The organism is Variovorax sp. GW823-FHT04B03 (genome assembly GCF_058796495.1).
Genome location: NZ_JBXAIT010000004.1, coordinates 491,044 through 510,776, shown reverse-complemented (window position 1 = coordinate 510,776; position 19,733 = coordinate 491,044). Strand labels below are relative to the sequence as shown.

Here is a 19,733-nt window from a genome sequence, read left to right as displayed (position 1 = left end):
TGGCTCTGCAGATTCTTCTAAGCCCTCAGTTTGCGAGTACTGCTCTTCAGTGCAGCGCGCACCTCGTCCGTGTCTAAGAACTTGCTCGGCTGCTCGTAGATCTGCCGCACGCCGTAAATCTTGACAGGCGAGTGGGTCAGCCACAGCTTGACCTTTGCCCGCGTGATACCGGTGTAGAGCATGCGTCGCTCCTCGTCAAGCTGCTCCTTCGTTTGCGCGCGGCGGTCAGGCAGGACCCCTTGGGTCACGCCGATCAGGAAGACATAGTCCCATTCCAAGCCCTTCGCGGCGTGGATCGTGGAACAGATGACGGCGTCCTTGCTGTACATGCGACGGGCATGTCGCTCGGCCTCTGCCGCAGAATCGAATTTCCGGCACAAAGGCTCCCAAGCCCTCAGTGTGTTGCGCAGCACTTTGTCGGCATTCACGCCGCCTCGCAAGCGCATGTAGGCCCGCGCGCACGCTTGGTAGCGGTGCTCCAGGCCCTTGCCGGTGATGTTCAAAAGCTCCTTGAAGAAGCGAGACCACTTCGCTTCGGTCGGCGTGTGACTGAAACCCGTGCCGGCATCGGCGCGATCCTCGATGTCATCGACAAGATCGAGATCTGGCGACAGCTCGTTGAGGCACTCGCGCAGTTCGGCTTGCAAGTCAGCCGACAGTCGCGCCGAGCGCGCGTTACCACCGGTCTCGACGCCCACCCCAAAGTCCAACAGCTCCTCGACCCTTTCCGTGAGCCAGAGCACGTCCAGCACGTCGCCAGATCGGTCACCAGTGCCACTCAGCATGACCGGAGTGCCCTGGCTGGCCAGCCACTGTGCGGCAGGGCGCAGCAGCGACCGTACACGGCCCAGTAGCGCAATCTCTGTGGGCGGCACGCCTTGGGCGAGCAGCGCTTGGATCTTCTTCGCAACCAGGCGAGCCATGCCGCTGGTGTCCGGCGCCGTCAACAACTCGGGCCGCTTGCCTTTGGTCTTCGTGCGGATCGTGGGACCACCAAGCGGACGGGCCACCGCCATCGCCAGAGCGGCCGTGCGGGCCGACAGGCGATGCGAGAGGTTGAGGGTTCGGGCTTCGACGGCCTGCCGCATGCCGACTTGCGAAACCACTTCGGACAGCGGCGTGTAGCGACCGCCAGCAAAGCCGTAGATCATCTGCAGGCGATCGCCAAGCACCATGGTCGTATCGGAGCGGTTGGCGACCTGTCCGATCAAGTGACCTTGCGCCGGCACGCAGTCCTGGTACTCATCAACGACCAGGTGATGGACTTTCAACTCCGTGTCGTGAAGGCGGCCTACAAGTTTGCCGGCTAGACGAAGCATGTCGTCGTAGTCGATGAGTCCACGCTGCTTCTTGATCCGTTGGAACCGCTTCAGCTCGGTTTTCGACAGATCAGCAGAGAGGTTGCGCCCCTTCGTGGGCGTCCTCCCCTTGACTGGGGCGAGGGGTTTGGTACGAGGTTTCAGCGTTCGCAGCAGATCGTTGCGCTCCTTGACTGACAGCACCTGAGGCGCGCGATCGAGGCCAGCAAAGCGAAAGTACTTGCGGATCAAGCCGAGTGCAAAGGCATGACACGTGAGGATGCGCACGCGCTCAGTATCCAGGCCTGCATCATCAACGCGCTCCTTGAAGTTCAGCGTCGTGGCGTTGGTGTGCGAGAGGACCACGATGCTTGCACCGGGGGCTTGCTTGATTAAATGCGCTACTGGCGTGTACTCGGGCTAGAAGATCCCCGATCAGCGGATGCGGGCACGATGGGTGGTGTTCGACCCTGCGAGCCTTCTCGTTGGCGCCCAGGGCGATCCTGACCTGCTCCCAGAACTCGCTATCGACGCCACGGCAATAGTCTTTGGCTGCACCGAAATTCATCACTTTGCGAATCCGCTGGAAAACTCGGTCAGCCGTTTCAGCTTTCTCTTTCCAAATTGGCTTCAGCGCCTTGAGAATTTCAGGTTTTCCGACTTCGCGAATTGGCGTCTGTCCGAAATTCGGAAAGGCATAGGTTTTCAGCGTATTGATCCACTGGTCTCGGTGCTTTTCATTTTTCCAATCGTCGGCGTGCTCCTTGTGATATTCCTCGGCGCAGGCCTTGAAGGTCACGCTGGCCTGCTCCAATTTGATGCTGGCTGCTTTCAATTCGATTTTCTGTTGCTCGCGGTGGTGAATAGGGTCTATACCTTCGGCGATTTGAATTCGGTGCTCTTGGGCGCGTTCACGAGCGCGTGCCAAGCTCACGTCAGCCAAGGACCCCAGCCCCATGTCACGGGTGCGCCCGAGGAAGCTATAGCGTAGGATCCAGGCTTGGCTGCCCCCAGGAGCCACCCGGAGGTACAGGCCCCGACCATCAAGGTGATAGCCGGGTTTTTTGGCTTTGCTTCGGATGCTTGTGATGGTTAAAAGATTATGGCGGGTCATGTTTTGGGCGTAGCTGTGCCTTGTTGGGCGTGTGCCCTTTGTGGCGCAATTCGGTAGAGAAATTTTACCAAATGCAGCCCTAAAAACATGCCTATGCTTTTGCCCATTTTTTAGACTGGGCGCCAATAAATGCGGCTGGCCCTTGTTGGGCGATAGTTTTTTTGTAAGTGCTTGCAGTCAAAAGCTTTTTGTACTTTGCTGGTTGCTATTGGGTAGTACTGGATTTATAATTTGGCGGCCGTCCACTCCGCCAAACACAAGCCCCAGTAGCAGTTTTGCTACTGGGGCTTTTTGTTTTGCTCCGGGGCTTGGGCGCGGATTGGCATTTGTTCCAGGGATTCCGACCAACCCCACCTCGACCAGCTGGCAGCGTGACATTTGGGAACGTTCTTCACCGTGGCGATGTACGCGGCGCCGCAAGGCCAGGCGTTGGTTGTGCATCAGGGCTATTTCTCGCCCTCCAGGAGATGAAATGACTTTTCCCCGCGCCACTCTCAAGCTGGGTTTCGCAGGTCTCGTTGCTGCCGCAGCCTTGTTCACCGCTGCATCGGCCAGTGCGGCCACCAGTTGGTCCATTGGCGTCAACCTGCCTGGCGTGGTCGTGAGCGAGCCCGCACCGGTCTACTACGAGCCGGCGCCTGTCTATTCGAGGCCAGCCCCGACCTACTACCAGCCCGCACAGCCGGTCTACTCCGCCCCGGCACCTGTCTACTACGAGCCTGAATCCCGTTGGGAAGAGCGTCGCGCGCAACGCTGGGAGGAACGCCGCGCAGAGCGCCGTGAATGGCGTCGCCGGCAGTGGGAACGCGAGCAGCACCGCCGTTACTACGAGGATCGCGACTGACGCCGGGAACGTCGATCCCTGCGAATCTGCCGGGCCTGGCATCAGTGATCTGCTGCCAGGCCCGGCTCGCATGCACGCGCGGTTGACCTGAGCGCAGCACGTTTCCGGAGCGCAGCCACGCGCTCCCGGCGGTTGCCTGCGCGCCCTGCGCATCCGCAGGGCCGACAGGACTTTCACCGAGCCATCAACACGTGAAGTCCGGGCATACTCGCGCGCCCTCAAGATTTCCAACAACTACGCCAAGAAGAACTTCATGTCAGGACACGGCTTTCACGTGCATGGTCCGCACGATCACGAACTCGAACATGCCGCCTCCGGCGGCCACGACCACGGCCACGGTGATGCAGCCTCCTCAGGCAAGGGCATGAGCACGACCGGAAAGATCGCCGTGAGCACCGCCGCCATTGCGACGGCGGGCGCGATCTTCGCGTACATGGGCGGGGCCACGCAGGCCAACGCCGGCCTCTACAAGAACAACGCGGCCATCAAGAAGACCGAGGCTTCGAACCAGTGGAACTACTTCCAGTCGAAGAGCACCAAGCAGGCGCTGGCGGAGTTCGCACGCGACACCGCCACCGACGACGGCCGTCGCCAGGGCTGGCAGGTGAAGGTCACCCGCTACGAGCAGGAGAAGACCGAGATCCAGGCGGCTGCCAAGAAGCTCGAGGACGAGGCCAGCCGCTGGGACGCGCAATCTGAGACGCAGATGCACCAGCACCATCGCTGGGCGCAGGCCACTACCGTGCTGCAGGTCTCCATCGCGCTGGCGGCCATTGCGCTGCTCACCCGGAAGAAATGGCTGGAGCGCGCCATGTACGGCGTGGCCGTCGCGGGCGTTGCGATCGGCGCGCTGGCAGCGCTGCACATCTAGTGTGGTGTCCCACAAATAACTGCGCATGAAATCGCGCCTTTCACGCCAGGGCGGCGTTGCAAATCCTCGCGATACCTACGGGTATCGCTGCGGTTTGCGCCTTGCCCTGGCGCGAAACGCATCGATTTCATTTTGCGCAGCTATTTGCGGGACACCACACTAGGACTTGGCGGGGCGGTTCACCAGCGCGTGAATCCCGCGCAGGTCCAACCGCTCCAGCAGGTCGACAAGCAGGGCCAGGAACGGCGTGTAGGCGGCTTCTTCGGCGTGGCGTTCGATCCAGTGCTCGATGTCTGTGACGCGGCCCTCAAGCGCCAGGCTGGCGAGTTCGTCCAGGGCGCGATCCTCCGGCATGGCATCTCGGGGCATCGCGGGCGCCGGTGATGGCTCGCCAGGCGCGGTCTCCCGCTGCGCGACGACGGGCCAGTCCGCGTCGGAGGCATCGACCGGCACCGACAGCGCGAAGGAGAACGTCGCACCCTGACCGGCCACGCTGGCCACACTCAGCGTTCCGCCCATGGCCGAGACGATGCGCTGCGCGATGAACAGGCCCAAGCCCGTGCTGCCGCTCGCGGGGTGCATCTGCTGGAAGGCGCCGAAGATGTCGATGTTCCGGCTCATGTCGATGCCGATCCCGGTGTCACTGACCGCGAAGCTCAAGACACAGGCGCGCCCCTCGGGCCTGGCCGTGACCGACAAGGTCACCACACCGTCGCGCGTGAACTTGGCTGCGTTGGACAGCAGGTTCAGCAGCACCTGCTGCATGCGCTTTCCGTCCAGGCCGATCTCTCGGGGCATTCGCTCGGAAGGGCGGTAGCGAAAGCGGTTGTTCCGCTGCGCGCACAGGGCGACGGCGTAGTCGGAAATGTCGTCCAGCAGGCGCGGCAGGTCGGTGGTGACGGGGTGGACCGTCAGCGGTTGCAGCTCTGCCTTGGCGTACTCCAGCAGTTCGTCGATCAGGTGGAGCTGGTACTTGACGCTGCGCTGGATGGTCAGCAGATGCTTGCGCTGCGTGTCGTGCGCATCGGCGAGCAGGAGAGACGCGTACCCGCCGATCGTCGCAAGCGGTGCGCGCAGGTCGTGGCCGATGTAGCCCAGGATCTCGACTTTCTGATGGGCCTTGGCCTCGATGTGGGCGAGGGCCGCGCGCAGATCGGCATGCAAGGCGGCGGCGTGCATGTTGCCGAACGCGAGCGCGTAGCCGATGTGGGTCAGTTTCAAACCGAAGGCCAGCAGGGTCTGGAAATTGCCCGACGCCAGAAAATCCTGTGGCACGGGAAAGAAGGGCGTGCCGACCAAGCGTGCACCATGAACCAGCAACGCCAGCAAGGCGACGACGACCACTTCGGGGTTGCTGTTTCCCCCGCGCCCACGACCCATCGTGCACAGTGCCTGAAGGGTCATCAGGGCGATCACCGACTGGGCCGCGCCGTACACGTAGACACGCGCCGAGGTGTCGTACGTGACATAGGAGAAGCAGGCCAGCAAGGCCACTTCCACGGCCAGTACCCCTGCCATCCAGGGCAGCCACGCGTGGCGCCGATCGAAGAACAGGCAGATGCCCACGTAGAACAGGACCGAACTCAGTGTCGTGAGGAAATTCCCGAGGAGGATGGAGAAGAAGTCGGGGATCCTGTCCCGCAGGATGAGCAGCAAGGCGCCGACGCCGAACACAAGGAAGCCGACGCCCCAGACCACCAGATAGCGCGCGCGTCCCTTCGCCCACAGCGCCAGCATGCCGGCGGCAAGGACAAACTCCGCCAGCGCCGTGAAGAACGCAGCAGTTCCCAGATTCAGATTCATTTGGACTTCGATCGACGCTTGGCGATGCGCGTCGCTCCGAGGGGAGTCCGATTCTGCGGAGGATCTCGTCAGCCGCCTTTGCCTGGCGGTGCGCCGGTTTTGATCGGGCGCCCTGTCCGGTCATTGACCGGTTCGCGCCCTTGCTGGGTGCGGAAATTCAAGCGCAGCGCTACCCCAGCAGCAGGACCCGCGTGCCGTCGGAAGCCACCATCACGCCCGGCGAGGCCGCATCGATCTCGATGCGGATGCCCATGTGCAAGGCCGGGTCCAGGGGGCGCTGGCGGCCCGCGTTGAAGAGCGCCACGTCGCGCAGGTAGGTGTCGTGCTGCGCCAGGTTCAGCACGAACTTCTGCGGATAGGCGCCGGTCGCGGTCAGGTGGTCCGAGAATTTCTCGGTCATCGTGAAGAAGAGGAACAACGGGTTGTCGGCCATGCCGCAAATCTAGCCGCGCTGCCCGCTATCCGGCTACCGTGTTTGTGGGAGGGGCGGTGCCCGGCCGCAGCTCTCAGGCCATCCCGTAGCGCAGCAGCCAGTTCCAGATCACCGCCGAGCCGTTCGACATCGCCAGTGCCGACTTCGCGTAGCCCATGAGGTCGGCCAGCCGCACCTCGGCGCGGATCACGACGTCGTGGCGCTGCAGGTCTTCTTCCTTCACGTCCGCGCGGCGCCGGTCGAGCTCGTCGCGCAGCACGGTGGCGTAGGCGCGCGGGCTCTTCAGGCGCAGGAACATGATCGGCTCGACCACGGCGTCGAGCGCGGGATCGACGAAGGTGTGGATCTCGGGTTCGCGCGAGACGACCTGGTCGCCGTGCGCGTCCCGGATCAGCTGCTGGGCCTCTTCGAGCGCGGCCTCGTTCGCCGCGTAGATCCGGCCGCTGCGTCCTTCGCAGATGAACACGTACTGGTCGGGTCGCGAGAGCCAGTCGACCGGCCCGCGCTGGGCGAAGACGGCCAGGCCTTCGGCGCCGGGCAGCAGCGACTGGCGCAGTGGGTACTTGGTGAGGGGGTCTTCAGCGAACATCTTGCAGCTTCCTCGAAATGACGAGCGACGGGGTGTCGGCGCGGCGGTCCGCGGGCACGACCAGCACGTCGCCCGTGGCCCAGCACAGCACGCGCTGCGCCACGCTGCCGAACAGGAAGTCGGCCAGCGGATGGGCGCGGCGCTTGCCGACCACCAGCAGCTCGGCGCGCGCATGCTGCTGCTGCACCGTGGCCTGCCGCGCCGGGTCGCCGCGGCCGATGGCCGACAGCACGCGGTTGCGCCGCGCGCTCGACGAGTCGGTGAGTGAGAACAGCCGCTCGCGCGCCTGCCGCATGCTGTCGTGGCGGTAGGTCTTGATGGCGTGCTCGGACACCTCGGCGTAGCGCAGCTTGCTTTCGTGCATCGTGTTGAGCGCGTGGAACAGCTCCAGCGCGGCGTCGGGGTCCAGTCCGTGGGCCAGGCTCACGAGCTCGCGCGAGGCGGGCGTGAAGTCGACGGCCACGAGGATGCGGCTGTAGCGCAGGCGCGTGTCGAGCCGCGTCACGAGCACCGGGCAGCGCAGCTGCCGCAGCAGGCGCTCCACGGGTTGGCCGGTGAAGAAGGCGGCGGGCGAGCGGTCGCGTTCGTGGCTCAGCACCACGAGGTCGACGTAGCGCGCCTCGTCCACGATCTGCGCGAGGCCGCCGCCCGGCCCCGCGACCTGCTTGACCAGCACATCGAAGCGCGAGGCCATGGCGCGGGCCAGCCCCGCGAGGGCGGTCGCCGCCTCGGCGTGTGCAAGCGGCGCGAGGTCCGCGGGCGCGTACACGAGCTTCAGCAGCGCGCCGTGCTCGGCCGCGAGCAGGGCGGCGCGTTCGACCGCGCGGTTGCCGCGCGCCGTCAGGTCGGTGACGGCGAGGATGGATTGAAAGGACGGCGTGCTGGATGCGACGCCGCCTCCGGGAAGGGCGTGCTCCCGCTGAACCTGATGATGATGCATGACGCACTCCAGTCGAACGCGACCCCGGATGACGGGGGCGCAGCCGCGCGGGGCAGGTGCCCGGCGGTCGATGGTTTGCGCTGAAAAGAGAGAGGGGGAAAGAGGCGGACCGCCGGGCTCAGGAATGTGCGGGCGTCTGCTGGGCCGCCGCTGTCATCCGCGCCCACGCAGGCGTGCAACCGCCGGGGCGGGACGTCAAGGTGTGGAGGAAGGGCTGGGCGTTCATGGCGGGGAGTCTAGGCCGGATGCGGCCGAATCCGTTCAGTACCCGCACAACCTTTGCCAGATTGGAGCCGCGCGGTGCAGGGCGTGCGCGGTTGGGCTTCCCATTTTTCCTTTTCATTTGTCATGCGCAGGAGGGGACGTGTTTCCGTGTCTGTCCCCGTCTTCCTGGAGGTTCACGCATGAGATCCCACTGTCTAGCGCCCGGCCGGGCCGCAGAGATAGCCCATGAGCGCATCGACGATCGAGGCCTCGAGCGCGGCCGGCTCGAACTGCGCGGGCGGCTCGATGACGGCTGCATGCACCAGCGTCTCCATGATCTGCAGCACCACCCAGGTGGCGAGGTCGAGGTTGCGCGGCGCGAGCTCGGGGCGGTGCTCGTCCAGCAGCTGGCGCACGCGCCGGAAGATGTCGTGGTCGGCAGGGCTCTCTTCGCGCGGCGCATCGAAGAAGGGAAATTCCTTTTCGAGCACGCGATGCAGCGCCGGGTAGAGCGCATGCGCCGCGAGCAGCGCGCGCACCATGGCCTGCACGCGCCCGCGCAGGCTGCGCGCACGCGAGGCGGCCAGCACCTCGTCGATCACCGCGTACATCTGACCCGCGTGCCGCTCGTGCAGCGCGGTGATCAGCGCGTCTTTGTTCGGGAAGTACTGGTAGAGCGAACCCACGCTCACGCCGGCGCGTTCGGCCACCACGTTGGTGTTGGTGCCGGCATAGCCGCGTTCTCCCAGAACGCGAGCCGTGGCTTCCAGAATGACCTCGACCATCTGCTGGGAGCGCGCCTGGCGCGGCGCCTTTCTTGGCTGGGGAAGGGATTTCATCGGGCGTTCCGAATGCGAGTTTTCAATGCGAGTGAAGGCTCGTATTCTAAGAAGAACCGAGTAAATGCTCGCATTCAAGAGTTCGCAACATCCGAATCGATACACACACCATGACAGCCAATGCCTCCGAGGCCCACGCGCCGCGTGCGTTGCCTTCCGCCTTCCCGCTCCTGCAGCCAATCGCCGCGGTCCCACCCGAGCGTGGCACGCGGCTGGAAGCCCATGTCCTCCAGTGCCGCCTCGTGACGCCGCACATGCGCCGCATCACCCTCGGCGGCCCGGACGTCGCCGCCTTCTTGCGCCACGCGGCGGCCGACCAACCCGGCGCCTGGGTGAAGGTGTTCGTGCCCGGCGGCGAAGGGCGCGCCTACACCATTCGCCGCATCGACCGCGTCGCCGCCACGCTCGAGCTGGACTTCGTGCTGCACGGCGACAGCGGCCACGAAGGCCCCGCTTCGGCCTGGGCGGCACGGGCTCAACCGGGTGAATGCATCGGCTTCGCCGGGCCGCGCGACGGCGGTTTCGCGCTCCCGGACGACGCGCGCTGGGTGATGCTGGCCGGCGACGCGACCGCGCTGCCTGCGATCCAGTCGATTGCCGCGAGCCTCGGGCCGGAGATCCGCCTCAAGACCTATGTCGAAGTGCCCACGGCGGCCGATGTGCAGGAGATCCGCAGCCAGGCTGTGTTGCGCACCTGCTGGCTCACCGGCGATCCGGCCGAGCCGGGGCTGGCGCTTCAACAACAGCTGATGCACCGGCCGCAGCCGGCGGGGCCCGGTTACATCTGGCTGGCGGGCGAGTCGGGCGTGGTGCGCACGTTGCGCGCCCATTTCCTGAACGACCAGGGCCTGGCGCGCACGCGCCTGACCGCCAAGGGCTACTGGAAGCACGGCGAAGCCGATCACCGCGACCGGGCCTGAGCCCGACGCGCCGGGTCAGTGTTCCGCCGGTGCGTGGCGCGTGCGGGTGTCCGAAGGCCGCTCGCCGAAGCGCGCGCGGTACTGGGCCGCGAAATGGCCCAGGTGAAGGAAGCCGTATTTCTCCGCCACGTCGCGCACACCCGTCTGCGTGGACGCGGCCTGCAGCTCGGCGCGCACCCGGTCCAGCCGCAGCTCGCGCAGGAACTCCATCGGTCCCTGGCCCGCATGCTGGCGGAACGCGATCTGCAGGGCGCGTGCGCTGCAGCCGGCCTCGCGGCACACGTCGGCCAGCGACAGCGGCTGCTCGGCGTGCGCGGCCATGAACTCCTGCGCCTTGCGCACCGCGCGCGGCAGCAGGTGGCGCTGCGCGTCGCCGGCGAGCGCGCGCGAGTGGTTGTGGCCGGCCGACATCAGCAGGCTCGACATCAGGTATTCCTCGGCATGCTCGGCCAGGCGCCCGCCGCCTTGCAGTGCATTGCCGGCGTCGAGCGTGAGCCGCAGGTAGTCGATGAAATGCACCAGCGGTGCGAGCGCGGGGTTGTCCAGCGGCACGCCGAGGTCGAACACCAGGTGCTGGCGCACGGGCGCCTGCAGCAGCGCCTCGAGCCGCGACAGCAGCGCCGCGCGCGCGATGCGCACGATCAGGTGCGGGCTGTCGTCGGCCCAGCGCATCGACAGCAGCTCGGTGGGCGAGGGCAGCGAGGCGACGCGCGGCGTGGCCTCGACCTGCTGGCCGCCACAGCGGATGTCGGCGCCGCCGCGCAACGGAATCTGCAACAGGAAGAAGTCTTGCAGGTAGCCCGGGTCGATCTGGACGCCGGGACCGTACTGCACGTAATTGAGGCTCACGTCGCGGTGCAGCCGTGCGCTGTGGTGGCAGGCGTCCAGTTCGGTGCGCGGGCGCAGCATCGTGAGGCCGTGGGGGCAGAACACGCGGGCCACGCTCTCGCGCGCCTCGTCCATGTCGTGGCTCTCGAACAAACGGTAACGCTGCAGCGGCAGCCGTGGGGCGGTGGCGGTTTCCATAGGGAAGCGGGCAGACCGTAGCAAAAAGCCTTCCAGCCCACAATTCGGGCCGTCCCTTGGACCCCCCCGAAAAAACCTGCGCGACAGGGACAGCGCCTGCGTTTTCGGGATCGGCCGGCGAGGCCTTCCGCTCTACCTTTGGCCCATTCGCCGAACCGGCGATTCAACCGAGGAGAGCAAGCGTCATGTTCAAGGGACTCGAAGGCAAAAGCGCCATCGTCACGGGTGGTTCGACATTGATAGGCGCCGGCGTGGTGCGCGCCTTTCACGCGGCGGGCGTGAAGGTGGTCATCGCCGACATCGACGCCGACAAGGGCCAGCCGCTGGCCGACGCGCTGGGCGCCGGGGTGCGCTTCGTGCGCACCGACATCACCGACGACGCGCAGGTGAAAGCCTGCGTCGACGAGGCCGCGGCCCGCCACGGCGGCGTGCACTTTCTGGTGAACCTGGCGTGCTCGTACGTGGACGACGGCTTCAAGTCGCCGCGCGCCGACTGGCTCACCTCGTTCAACGTGAACGTGGCCAGCGCCGTCGCGATGCTGCAGGCGGTGCACCCGCACATGGTCGCGGCTGGCGGCGGGGCGGTAGTCAACTTCACCAGCATCTCCTCGCGCGTGGCCCAGACCGGGCGCTGGCTCTACCCCGTGAGCAAAGCCGCGATGGCGCAACTCACGCGCAACATGGCGATGGACCTTGCACCCGACCGCATCCGCGTGAACAGCGTCTCGCCGGGATGGACCTGGTCGGCCGTGATGGACCAGCTCACGGGCGGCGACCGCGCGCGCACCGACCGCGTGGCCGCGCCCTACCACCTGCTGGGGCGCGTCGGCGACCCCGACGAGGTGGCGCAGGTGGTGCTGTTCCTGTGCTCCGAGCACGCGAGCTTCGTCACCGGCGCCGACTACGCGGTGGACGGCGGCTATTCCGCCATGGGCCCCGAACAGGCCGTGCCAGCCATTCCCCGCCTGATGGAACCCTGAGCCATCCGCACGCAACCACAACACCACGAGACAACACAGAAGGAGCAAGCCATGAAGCGAATCGCCATCGTCGGCGCGGGCCAGTCGGGCCTGCAACTGGGACTGGGCCTGCTGGACGCAGGCTACGAGGTCACGATGTACAGCAACCGCACGGCGGACGACATCCGCCACGGCAAGGTCATGTCGAGCCAGTGCATGTTCCACACCGCGCTGCAGGTCGAGCGCGACCTCGGGCTCGACCATTGGGCCAGCGACTGCCCCACGGTGGACGGCATCGGCTTCGCCGTGCCGCACCCCGAGCAGAAGGGCGCCAAGGCCATCGAATGGGCGGCGCGGTTGAACTCGAGCGCACAGTCGGTCGACCAGCGCGTGAAGGTGCCGGCGTGGATGGCGCTCTTCCAGCAGAAGGGCGGCGAGCTGGTCTTCAAGGACGCCGGCATTGACGACCTCGAGGCCTGCACCCGCAGCCACGACCTCACGCTGGTGGCCAGCGGCAAGGGCGAGATCTCCAAGCTCTTCGAGCGCGACGCCGCCAAGTCGACCTACGACCAGCCGCAGCGCGCACTCGCGCTCACCTACGTGAAGGGCATGCGCCCGCGCACGCCGTACTCGGCCGTGTGCTTCAACCTGATTCCGGGCGTGGGCGAGTACTTCGTGTTCCCGGCGCTCACCACCACAGGCCCGTGCGAGATCATGGTGTTCGAAGGCGTGCCCGGCGGCCCGATGGACTGCTGGGCCGATGTGAAGACGCCGCAGGAGCACCTGGCGCGCAGCAAGTGGATCCTGGACACCTTCACGCCCTGGGAGGCCGAGCGCTGCGCCGACATCGAGCTCACCGACGACAACGGCATCCTCGCCGGCCGCTTCGCGCCCACCGTGCGCAAGCCCATCGCCACGCTGCCCTCGGGCCGCAAGGTGCTCGGCCTGGCCGACGTGGTGGTGCTCAACGACCCGATCACGGGGCAGGGCTCGAACAACGCGGCCAAGTGCGCCGACACGTACCTGAAAAGCATCCTGGCGCGCGGCGAGGGCGCGGCCGATGCGCCGTGGATGCAGCAGACCTTCGACCGCTACTGGTTCGGCTACGCGCAGTGGGTCACGCGCTGGACCAACATGCTGCTCGCACCGCCGCCGCCGCACGTGCTCAAGCTGCTCGGCAGCGCCGGCGCCGTGCCGCCGATGGCCAGCGCCATCGCCAACGGCTTCGACGATCCGCGCACCTTCTTCCCGTGGTTCGCCGACCCGCAGGAGGCCGACCGCTACCTCGACACCTGCGCGGCCGCCGCGGCGGCTGCGTAGGCGGAGCCAGCGCATGACACGACGCGTGGCCATCGTCGGCGCCGGCCAGTCCGGCATGCAGCTCGCACTGGGCCTGCGGGCCAAAGGGTACGCCGTGACGGTGTATGCGAACCGCACGGCGCAGGAGATCTTCGACGGGCCGGTGATGTCCAGCCAGTGCATGTTCGAGACCGCGCTGCAGACCGAGCGCGAACTGGGGCTCGACAGCTGGGCCGACACCTGTCCGGTGGTCGAGGGCATCGGCATGTCGGTGCGCAGCCCGGAAGGCAGCCGCGCCATCGCGTGGGAGGCGAAGCTCGACGGCCCCGCGCAGTCGGTCGACCAGCGCCTGAAGATCTCTGCGTGGATGCAACTCTTCGAGGCGCGTGGCGGCCGCCTCGTGCACCAGGACGCGGACATCGACACGCTGGAAGACTGCGCGCGCACGCACGACCTCGTGGTCGTCGCGAGCGGCAAAGGCGAGATCTCGGCGCTGTTTCCGCGCGATGACGCGCGCTCGCCCTTCGACGCGCCGCAGCGCGCGCTGGCGCTCACCTACGTGAAGGGCATGCGCCCGCGCGAACCGTTCGCGGCCGTGAGCTTCAACCTCATTCCGGGTGTCGGCGAGTACTTCGTGTTCCCGGCGCTCACCACCAGTGGCCCGTGCGAGATCATGGTGTTCGAGGGCGTGCCCGGCGGCCCCATGGACTGCTGGGACGACGTGAAGACGCCGCAGGAGCACCTAGCGCGCAGCAAGCAGATCCTTGCCACCTTCCTGCCGTGGGAGGCCGAGCGCTGCGAACACATCGAGCTCACCGACGACCACGGCGTGCTGCGTGGCCGCGTCACGCCCGTGGTGCGCCACCCGGTCGCCACGCTGCCTTCGGGCCGCCAGGTGCTGGGGCTGGCCGATGCGGTGGTGCTCAACGACCCGATCACGGGGCAGGGCTCGAACAACGCGGCCAAGGCGGCCGACATCTACCTCAAGCGCATCCTCGAACATGGCGACGCGCCCTTCGACGCCGCGTGGATGCAGCAGACCTTCGACCGCTACTGGGAGGGTTACGCCCGCTGGGCCACCGACTGGACGCACAGCCTGCTCACGCCGCCCGCGCCGCACCTGCAGAAGCTGCTGCAGAGCGCCACGCACAGGCCAGCCGTGGCGAGCGCGGTGGTCAACGGTTTCGACGACCCGCGCAACTTCGCGCCCTGGTGGTTCGACGCGGCCGAGGCCGATCGCTTTCTCGAAGCCAAGGCGCGCGAGGCCGCGGTCGACCGCTTCGACCGGCGCGACTTCCGCAAGGCGCTCGGCCAGTTCAGCACCGGCGTCACCGTGATCACCACGCGCGCACTCGACGGGCGCCGCGTCGGCATGACGGCCAACTCGTTCTCGTCGGTGTCGCTCGATCCGCCGCTGGTGCTGTGGAGCCTGGCGCGGCAGGCGCCCAGCGTGGCCGACTTCACCGGCGCGAGCCACTTCGCGATCAACGTGCTGGCCGCGCCGCAGCATCACCTGTCGCGCCAGTTCTCGACACCGCAGGCCGACAAGTTCGGCGGCGTTGACTGCTGCGAAGGCACAGCCGGCGTGCCGCTGCTCAACGGCGTGCTCGCGCGCTTCGTGTGCCGCAACGTGCGGCAGTACGACGGCGGCGACCACCTGATCTTCATCGGCGAGGTCGAAGGCTACGAACGCTTCGACGGCGAGCCGCTGGTTTTTCACTCGGGCTACTACCAGGTCACGACGCGCCATCCGGAATGCGTACAGTGAGCTCCTGGTTCCCCACGTCCACCTTTGAGCATTGAACGGAGTCACACACCCATGCAGAACAAGGCATCCACCTCCTCGTCGCAAGACATCCGCATCCAGGCCGCCGACGGCAGCGGCAGCTTCGGCGCCTACCTGGCCCTGCCGCGCGGCGGCACCGGCCCGGGCCTGGTGCTCGCGCAGGAAATCTTCGGCGTCAACAAGACCATGCGCGACGTGGCCGACTACTACGCCGAGGAAGGCTACGTGGTGCTCGTGCCCGACCTGTTCTGGCGCCAGCAGCCCGATGTGCAGCTGGGCTACGCACCCGACGACTGGCAGCGCGCCTTCGTGCTGTACCAGGGCTTCGACGAAGCGCTCGGCATGCAGGACATGCAGTCCGCGATCACCGCGCTGCGCCAGCGCCCCGAGGTGCCCGGCGGCAAGGTCGGCGTGCTCGGCTTCTGCCTGGGCGGCAAGCTCGCTTACCTGGCGGCCTGCCGCACCGACGCGGACGTGGCGGTGGGCTACTACGGCGTGGGCATCGACGCCGCGCTCGACGAGGCCGACCGCATCCGCTGCAAGCTGGCGCTGCACGCGGCCGAGCTCGACGGCTTCTGCCCGCCCGAGGCACGCGACCGCATCGTGCAGACCCTGCGCGGCCGGCCGAACGTCGAGGTGCATGTGTACCCCGGCGTCGACCACGCCTTTGCGCGCGTGGGCGGCGAACACTTCCACCGCGCCTCGGCGCTCATGGCGCACGAGCGCAGCGTGGCCGCGCTGAAGTCGGCCATCGGCCCGAACTACGACCTGGCGGCGCTGTGGGACAAGCACTGCGAGTACGAGTTCGGCACCCGCAACGTGGACGACACCATGGGCACCATGGTGGCCGAGCCCTATGTGAACCACATCCCGACCATGACCGGCGGCGTGGGCTACAAGAACCTGCACGCGTTCTACACGAATCACTTCGTCAACAGCAACCCGCCCGACACCTCGCTGGTGCCGATCTCGCGCACCGTGGGCGCGACGCAGGTGGTCGACGAGATGCTGTTCTGCTTCACCCACACCACCGAGATCCCGTGGATGCTGCCCGGCGTGGCGCCCACCGGAAAGCGCGTGGAGATCCCGCTGCTCGCGGTCATCAAGTTCCGCGGCGACAAGCTCTACCACGAGCACATCTACTGGGACCAGGCGAGCGTGCTGGTGCAGGTGGGCCTGCTCGACGCGGCGCTGCTGCCGGTGGCGGGCGTGGAAACGGCGCGCAAGCTGCTCGACGAGACGCTGCCGTCGAACACGCTGCTGACGCGCGCTTGATGCGCGCTTGATGCGTCCGCGCGGCGAAGCTGCCGCGCGGGACGCGGCGGGCTTCTCAGACCGTCATGCCTTGTTCGACGTCGAGCGTCTTGCGGCGCGCCATGGCCAGGTTCGACTTGGTCTTGTCCAGCACCAGGTAGACGAACAGGCCTTCCTTCTTCTGCATCGGGCGGATGATGTGGTACTGCTTGCCGAGCGTGATCAGCATGTCTTCGATGTTGTCGTTCAGGCCGAGGTCGCGCATGGTGCGCAGCTTGGCGCGGACCACTTCGGTGTTGCCGGCGGCGGCCACCTCGAGATCGACGCCCGAGCCGATCTGGCCCAGGATCATGCCGCTGCTCGAATCGACCAGCGCTGCGCACAGGGCGCCGTCGCAGGTCATCAGGTCGTCCATGGATTGCTTGATATTTGCCATCGAAATCTTTCCTAGTCCTCGCCCCTGAAAGTCGGCGGCCACCCGGGCGAAGGGGATGGGCGGCTGCCGGTGTCGAATGGGTGTGGTGCGCCGATGCCCGGCGTCAGGCGTGCTGCAGCAACTGCGTTGCCTGTTTCGCGAAGTAGAGGACCTGGCCGATGATGGCTTCGCGGCTGGTGACCACGCTCACGATCAGCGTCATCTCGGGGTGCCGGGCCTGCAGCATCAGGATGTGGCCGTGCGTGGCCTCGATCGCCACGTTGTCGCAGTGGCCCAGCTGGCTTTCCTCGCCGGCCACGGCGCCCAGCGCGGCCAGCGAACTGGCGATGGCCGACAGGCGCGCGACCTGCGCGGTGTTCTCGACGCGCGCGGCCAGCTCCAGGCCGTCTTCGGTCGAGATCACCACGGCCTTCACGCCCTTGATTTCCCGCATCAGGGTGTCGATGGCCGATTCCGCTGCAAGCCTGATTCTTGGAGTGATGTTCATTGCTGCCTGAATGGAAGGAAAAGGAGAAAAAGAGGGGGCGTCCTGCGTTCAGACCTCGAGCTGGAGCAGAAGCAGTTCCAGCAGCTGCACGACCTGCTGCGCATCGGTGACGTTGGCCGGCAGCACCGGGCACACGACGCCCTTGGCCTCCATGCGGCGGGCGTAGGCGTCGATGCCGGGGCTCGGGTGCGTTTCCATGCGGCCCACCGCCACCACGCAGGCGGTCTGCGCGATGAGCTCGGCAAAGCCGTCCAGGTAGATGTCGAGGTCGGCCAGCGGGTCGGGGCGGCTGTTGTCCACCAGGATCACCACGCCGAGCGCGCCGCGTCCCAGGATGCGCCACATGAAGTCGAAGCGCATCTGGCCGGGCGTGCCGTACAGGCGCAGCTTCTCGCCGTTGTCGAGCGTGAGTTCGCCGTAGTCCAGGCCGACCGTGGTGGTGGCCTTGGCGACCGAGGTGTCGCTGTTGCGCACGTCGGTGCTCACGGGCGGGATCTCGCTCACGCCGGCGATGGCCGTGGTTTTGCCGGCGCCCATGGTGCCGGTGAAGAGGATCTTGTGTTCTACGGTCATTGAGGGCCTGACGGCAGCAAGCCGAGTCGGTTCCTGATGCGTGCGAGCAGGCCGGGCTGCACGGTGTCGCGGGCGGGTGCCGGGAAGCGGCTGTCGGGAAAGACGCTGTCGGGGGCCGAGGCCGCCACCAGTGCGCCGGGTGGCGCGGCGCGTTCGAGCAGGCCGGCGCGCTGCAGGTCGGCCAGGAAGTCCGCGCACTCCTGGCGCGTGGCGGGCGAGCGTTGCTGCAGCGACAGCACCGACGCCGGCCGGTTGGACATCAGCGTGGCCAGGCGCAGGCGGATCGGCGCCTCGAGCACCGCCGCGGGCGGCCAGCGCAGCATGCGGAATTCTTCGTGCTCGCCGATCGGCACCTCGGTCGTAGCCAGCCCCAGGCCGCGGGCGTGGACGACCATCGCGCCAAGGCGGTTGAGCACCACTTCCAGCGCATCGGTGTGCAGCGGCAGGGCCAGGAAAGGGCCGCGCTGCGGGTCGGCATGGGCGACCGTCAACGTGGGCACCGCCGGTTGGGGCGAGGCGGCGGCAAGGGCGACCTGGTCGCCGACGACCCGCAGGTCGGCCTGTTCGGCCTTCCACGACCAGTTCTGGTGCGTGCGGTGGTCGAGCAGCCGGATCAGCGACTTGAGCAGCACTTCTTCGCGGTGCGGCAGCCCCTCGACGCTGTAGCTCAGCAGGGCGCGTTGACTTTTGGGAACGGTGTTAACGGCCGTCATGCAGCCTCCGCACCACCGTGCCCATCGGCCGGCCGCTGTGGGGTGTTGCGTTCAACCGCATCGAAAACACCGATTGGAGGCGGCATCGCCGTTCTTTTTGCAACTTAAGCACTCACTGTAAGAAGTTGGACGGAGACGCCGATCGCAACGCTGGCTGGGAGAACTAAAGTGTTTGTTTGGAGGTGGCGTCAAAAATATAACACTTGTTGCAAATAAAAACACAAGATTACGAACAACTGTTTTCAGTGGGTCGCGGACGCGACAAAGCCTCGCGTGCCGCAGCGCGGCGCGCGAGGTTTCAGGGAGGGGGCGGGGAAAGCGGCTGGCGGGGAGAAGGGCGCCCGCCGGGGCGTCAGTGCGCCAGCTGGGCCTGCAGCTCGGCTACTTGCCGGCGCAGGTCGGCGTTCTCGGCCGTGAGCTCGGCCACGCGCTGTTGCAGTTGCTGCACGGCGTCGAGCGCCGCGGGTTCGGCGCCTTCTTCGGTGTCGGGCGCGGCCTCGCGCGGCTTGCGCTTGGCCTCGCGCACGCGCTTGGCGGCCTGCTTGAGCTCGTCCTTGCCGGCGTTGGCGGCTGTCACCTGCTCCTCGGCGGGCAGCGAGGCGACGGCCGCGGCCGTGTTGATCGAGATCACGCCCGACTTCACGGCCGCCACCAGCTCGGGCGCGGCCTGCTTCTGGATCTTCTCGATCATCACGACCTGGCTGCTGCTCAGGCGCGCGGCGCGGGCGATGGCCTCGCGGCTGTTCAGCGGCACGGGCGGCGGCAGGGCCTCGTCGGAAGCGGGAGTGGAGGTCGAAGCGGGGGCGTCGTCGACGTCGAAGGGCGGGGCGTCCGCCGTGGTCGGCGTGGCGGCGCTGCTGCGGGCGCGGCGCTCGTCCACGATGTCCTTCTTGCGCAACGCCAGCACGCCGCGCAGGTAGTCCGAGATGCTGCGGCGGCCCAGGTGCTGGTCGATCATCCACAGGTGCACGTCCTGCAGCGTCTTGAAGCGCGTGTTCTGCACGGTCTGGAAGGGCAGGCCGTGCTTCTGGCAGATGCCGTAGCGGTTGTGGCCGTCCACCAGCACGTCGCCCCACAGCACCAGCGCATCGCGGCAGCCTTCGGTGAGGATGCTGCGTTCGAGGGCTTCGTACTCCTCCGGCGTCAAGGGATCGATATAGGCTTTGAGTTCTTCGTTGACGACGATGTTCATGGGTACGGGTGCGATGTAAGGGGCGGAATTTTAGGTGTCTCGGTTTCGGCCGCTCGAACGTCTAGACAGGGAGAGAGACGAGAAGGCGCCACCGGGAAAAACAGGGCCTTCTTGCGTCATCAAATGGTAATAGTTCTTATTTGCATCTTTGCC

General features: G+C 66.8%; 19 protein-coding genes and 2 pseudogenes. 8 read left to right on the top strand and 13 right to left on the bottom strand.

What is annotated here, in order from left to right:
* Positions 1 to 17: 17 nt before the first annotated feature.
* Complete coding sequence (locus tag AC1RAD_RS19655; RefSeq protein ID WP_492736733.1) at positions 18 to 1,664, bottom strand: 3'-5' exonuclease; 1,647 nt, start codon at positions 1,662 to 1,664, stop codon at positions 18 to 20.
* On the bottom strand, positions 1,612 to 2,412 hold the full coding sequence (locus AC1RAD_RS19650) for a tyrosine-type recombinase/integrase (protein ID WP_492736732.1): 801 nt from the start codon (positions 2,410 to 2,412) through the stop codon (positions 1,612 to 1,614). The genes AC1RAD_RS19655 and AC1RAD_RS19650 overlap by 53 nt, the downstream gene beginning before the upstream one ends.
* 472 nt (positions 2,413 to 2,884) lie before the next feature.
* Here AC1RAD_RS19650 and AC1RAD_RS19645 point away from each other — a divergent pair, with 472 nt between their 5' ends.
* Together AC1RAD_RS19645 and AC1RAD_RS19640 are read left to right on the top strand one after the other, a co-directional pair.
* Complete coding sequence (locus AC1RAD_RS19645; protein WP_070062418.1) at positions 2,885 to 3,256, top strand: hypothetical protein; 372 nt, start codon at positions 2,885 to 2,887, stop codon at positions 3,254 to 3,256.
* A gap of 253 nt (positions 3,257 to 3,509) precedes the next feature.
* The gene (locus AC1RAD_RS19640) at positions 3,510 to 4,127 is read left to right on the top strand and encodes a DUF4337 domain-containing protein (RefSeq protein ID WP_139702098.1); all 618 of its coding nucleotides are present in this window, start codon (positions 3,510 to 3,512) and stop codon (positions 4,125 to 4,127) included.
* Positions 4,128 to 4,286: 159 nt separating this feature from the next.
* Here the strand turns inward: AC1RAD_RS19640 and AC1RAD_RS19635 are convergent, their stop codons facing one another.
* From AC1RAD_RS19635 to AC1RAD_RS19615, 5 genes are all read right to left on the bottom strand, one after another.
* On the bottom strand, positions 4,287 to 5,930 hold the full coding sequence (locus AC1RAD_RS19635; protein ID WP_492736729.1) for an ATP-binding protein: 1,644 nt from the start codon (positions 5,928 to 5,930) through the stop codon (positions 4,287 to 4,289).
* A gap of 169 nt (positions 5,931 to 6,099) precedes the next feature.
* Positions 6,100 to 6,363, bottom strand: coding sequence for a hypothetical protein (locus AC1RAD_RS19630; protein ID WP_492736727.1), 264 nt, complete (start codon positions 6,361 to 6,363; stop codon positions 6,100 to 6,102).
* Between the two features lie 73 nt (positions 6,364 to 6,436).
* Positions 6,437 to 6,952, bottom strand: coding sequence for a hypothetical protein (locus AC1RAD_RS19625; protein ID WP_492736725.1), 516 nt, complete (start codon positions 6,950 to 6,952; stop codon positions 6,437 to 6,439).
* The gene (locus AC1RAD_RS19620) at positions 6,942 to 7,892 is read right to left on the bottom strand and encodes a universal stress protein (protein WP_095746320.1); all 951 of its coding nucleotides are present in this window, start codon (positions 7,890 to 7,892) and stop codon (positions 6,942 to 6,944) included. Before AC1RAD_RS19620 ends, AC1RAD_RS19625 begins: the two co-directional genes overlap by 11 nt.
* 419 nt (positions 7,893 to 8,311) lie before the next feature.
* Entirely contained in the window at positions 8,312 to 8,935 is a 624-nt protein-coding gene (locus tag AC1RAD_RS19615) for a TetR/AcrR family transcriptional regulator (protein WP_492736723.1), read from the bottom strand.
* Between the two features lie 110 nt (positions 8,936 to 9,045).
* Here AC1RAD_RS19615 and AC1RAD_RS19610 point away from each other — a divergent pair, with 110 nt between their 5' ends.
* On the top strand, positions 9,046 to 9,855 hold the full coding sequence (locus AC1RAD_RS19610; protein WP_492736721.1) for a siderophore-interacting protein: 810 nt from the start codon (positions 9,046 to 9,048) through the stop codon (positions 9,853 to 9,855).
* A 15-nt stretch (positions 9,856 to 9,870) separates the two neighbouring features.
* Here AC1RAD_RS19610 and AC1RAD_RS19605 read toward each other — a convergent pair whose 3' ends face one another.
* Positions 9,871 to 10,881 (bottom strand): AraC family transcriptional regulator, encoded by a 1,011-nt coding sequence (locus AC1RAD_RS19605; protein WP_159275867.1) that lies wholly within the window; start codon positions 10,879 to 10,881, stop codon positions 9,871 to 9,873.
* Positions 10,882 to 11,066: 185 nt separating this feature from the next.
* Here AC1RAD_RS19605 and AC1RAD_RS19600 point away from each other — a divergent pair, with 185 nt between their 5' ends.
* From AC1RAD_RS19600 to AC1RAD_RS19580, 5 genes and pseudogenes are all read left to right on the top strand, one after another.
* The gene (locus AC1RAD_RS19600; protein WP_062469920.1) at positions 11,067 to 11,861 is read left to right on the top strand and encodes an SDR family oxidoreductase; all 795 of its coding nucleotides are present in this window, start codon (positions 11,067 to 11,069) and stop codon (positions 11,859 to 11,861) included.
* Between the two features lie 51 nt (positions 11,862 to 11,912).
* Positions 11,913 to 13,160, top strand: coding sequence for a styrene monooxygenase/indole monooxygenase family protein (locus AC1RAD_RS19595; RefSeq protein ID WP_070062425.1), 1,248 nt, complete (start codon positions 11,913 to 11,915; stop codon positions 13,158 to 13,160).
* 13 nt (positions 13,161 to 13,173) lie between these two features.
* Positions 13,174 to 14,409: pseudogene (locus AC1RAD_RS19590) on the top strand (styrene monooxygenase/indole monooxygenase family protein); the annotation flags it as partial.
* A 9-nt stretch (positions 14,410 to 14,418) separates the two neighbouring features.
* A pseudogene (locus AC1RAD_RS19585) lies at positions 14,419 to 14,907 on the top strand (flavin reductase family protein); the annotation flags it as partial.
* A 51-nt stretch (positions 14,908 to 14,958) separates the two neighbouring features.
* Positions 14,959 to 16,200: a dienelactone hydrolase family protein gene (locus AC1RAD_RS19580; RefSeq protein WP_492736718.1), complete on the top strand. Its 1,242-nt coding sequence runs from the start codon at positions 14,959 to 14,961 to the stop codon at positions 16,198 to 16,200.
* Between the two features lie 55 nt (positions 16,201 to 16,255).
* On the opposite strand, the gene AC1RAD_RS19575 is transcribed toward AC1RAD_RS19580, so the two are convergent.
* The 5 genes from AC1RAD_RS19575 to AC1RAD_RS19555 all read right to left on the bottom strand — a co-directional run bounded on the left by AC1RAD_RS19575 (position 16,256) and on the right by AC1RAD_RS19555 (position 19,580).
* Complete coding sequence (locus tag AC1RAD_RS19575) at positions 16,256 to 16,615, bottom strand: hypothetical protein (protein ID WP_062469909.1); 360 nt, start codon at positions 16,613 to 16,615, stop codon at positions 16,256 to 16,258.
* A gap of 103 nt (positions 16,616 to 16,718) precedes the next feature.
* Complete coding sequence (locus tag AC1RAD_RS19570; protein WP_062469906.1) at positions 16,719 to 17,102, bottom strand: roadblock/LC7 domain-containing protein; 384 nt, start codon at positions 17,100 to 17,102, stop codon at positions 16,719 to 16,721.
* Positions 17,103 to 17,150: 48 nt separating this feature from the next.
* Complete coding sequence (locus AC1RAD_RS19565) at positions 17,151 to 17,675, bottom strand: GTP-binding protein (RefSeq protein ID WP_062469903.1); 525 nt, start codon at positions 17,673 to 17,675, stop codon at positions 17,151 to 17,153.
* Entirely contained in the window at positions 17,672 to 18,388 is a 717-nt protein-coding gene (locus AC1RAD_RS19560; RefSeq protein ID WP_369646213.1) for a hypothetical protein, read from the bottom strand. Before AC1RAD_RS19560 ends, AC1RAD_RS19565 begins: the two co-directional genes overlap by 4 nt.
* A gap of 352 nt (positions 18,389 to 18,740) precedes the next feature.
* Positions 18,741 to 19,580 (bottom strand): plasmid replication/partition related protein, encoded by an 840-nt coding sequence (locus AC1RAD_RS19555; protein WP_492736716.1) that lies wholly within the window; start codon positions 19,578 to 19,580, stop codon positions 18,741 to 18,743.
* Between the last annotated feature and the right edge of the window lie 153 nt (positions 19,581 to 19,733).

Coding starts and splice junctions, on each gene's coding strand:
- AC1RAD_RS19650 (WP_492736732.1), bottom strand. CDS start 2,412: ATGACCCGCCATAATCTTTTAACCATCACAAGCATCCGAAGCAAAGCC.
- AC1RAD_RS19645 (WP_070062418.1), top strand. CDS start 2,885: ATGACTTTTCCCCGCGCCACTCTCAAGCTGGGTTTCGCAGGTCTCGTT.
- AC1RAD_RS19640 (WP_139702098.1), top strand. CDS start 3,510: ATGTCAGGACACGGCTTTCACGTGCATGGTCCGCACGATCACGAACTC.
- AC1RAD_RS19635 (WP_492736729.1), bottom strand. CDS start 5,930: ATGAATCTGAATCTGGGAACTGCTGCGTTCTTCACGGCGCTGGCGGAG.
- AC1RAD_RS19630 (WP_492736727.1), bottom strand. CDS start 6,363: ATGGCCGACAACCCGTTGTTCCTCTTCTTCACGATGACCGAGAAATTC.
- AC1RAD_RS19625 (WP_492736725.1), bottom strand. CDS start 6,952: ATGTTCGCTGAAGACCCCCTCACCAAGTACCCACTGCGCCAGTCGCTG.
- AC1RAD_RS19620 (WP_095746320.1), bottom strand. CDS start 7,892: ATGCATCATCATCAGGTTCAGCGGGAGCACGCCCTTCCCGGAGGCGGC.
- AC1RAD_RS19615 (WP_492736723.1), bottom strand. CDS start 8,935: ATGAAATCCCTTCCCCAGCCAAGAAAGGCGCCGCGCCAGGCGCGCTCC.
- AC1RAD_RS19610 (WP_492736721.1), top strand. CDS start 9,046: ATGACAGCCAATGCCTCCGAGGCCCACGCGCCGCGTGCGTTGCCTTCC.
- AC1RAD_RS19605 (WP_159275867.1), bottom strand. CDS start 10,881: ATGGAAACCGCCACCGCCCCACGGCTGCCGCTGCAGCGTTACCGTTTG.
- AC1RAD_RS19600 (WP_062469920.1), top strand. CDS start 11,067: ATGTTCAAGGGACTCGAAGGCAAAAGCGCCATCGTCACGGGTGGTTCG.
- AC1RAD_RS19595 (WP_070062425.1), top strand. CDS start 11,913: ATGAAGCGAATCGCCATCGTCGGCGCGGGCCAGTCGGGCCTGCAACTG.
- AC1RAD_RS19580 (WP_492736718.1), top strand. CDS start 14,959: ATGCAGAACAAGGCATCCACCTCCTCGTCGCAAGACATCCGCATCCAG.
- AC1RAD_RS19575 (WP_062469909.1), bottom strand. CDS start 16,615: ATGGCAAATATCAAGCAATCCATGGACGACCTGATGACCTGCGACGGC.
- AC1RAD_RS19570 (WP_062469906.1), bottom strand. CDS start 17,102: ATGAACATCACTCCAAGAATCAGGCTTGCAGCGGAATCGGCCATCGAC.
- AC1RAD_RS19565 (WP_062469903.1), bottom strand. CDS start 17,675: ATGACCGTAGAACACAAGATCCTCTTCACCGGCACCATGGGCGCCGGC.
- AC1RAD_RS19560 (WP_369646213.1), bottom strand. CDS start 18,388: ATGACGGCCGTTAACACCGTTCCCAAAAGTCAACGCGCCCTGCTGAGC.
- AC1RAD_RS19555 (WP_492736716.1), bottom strand. CDS start 19,580: ATGAACATCGTCGTCAACGAAGAACTCAAAGCCTATATCGATCCCTTG.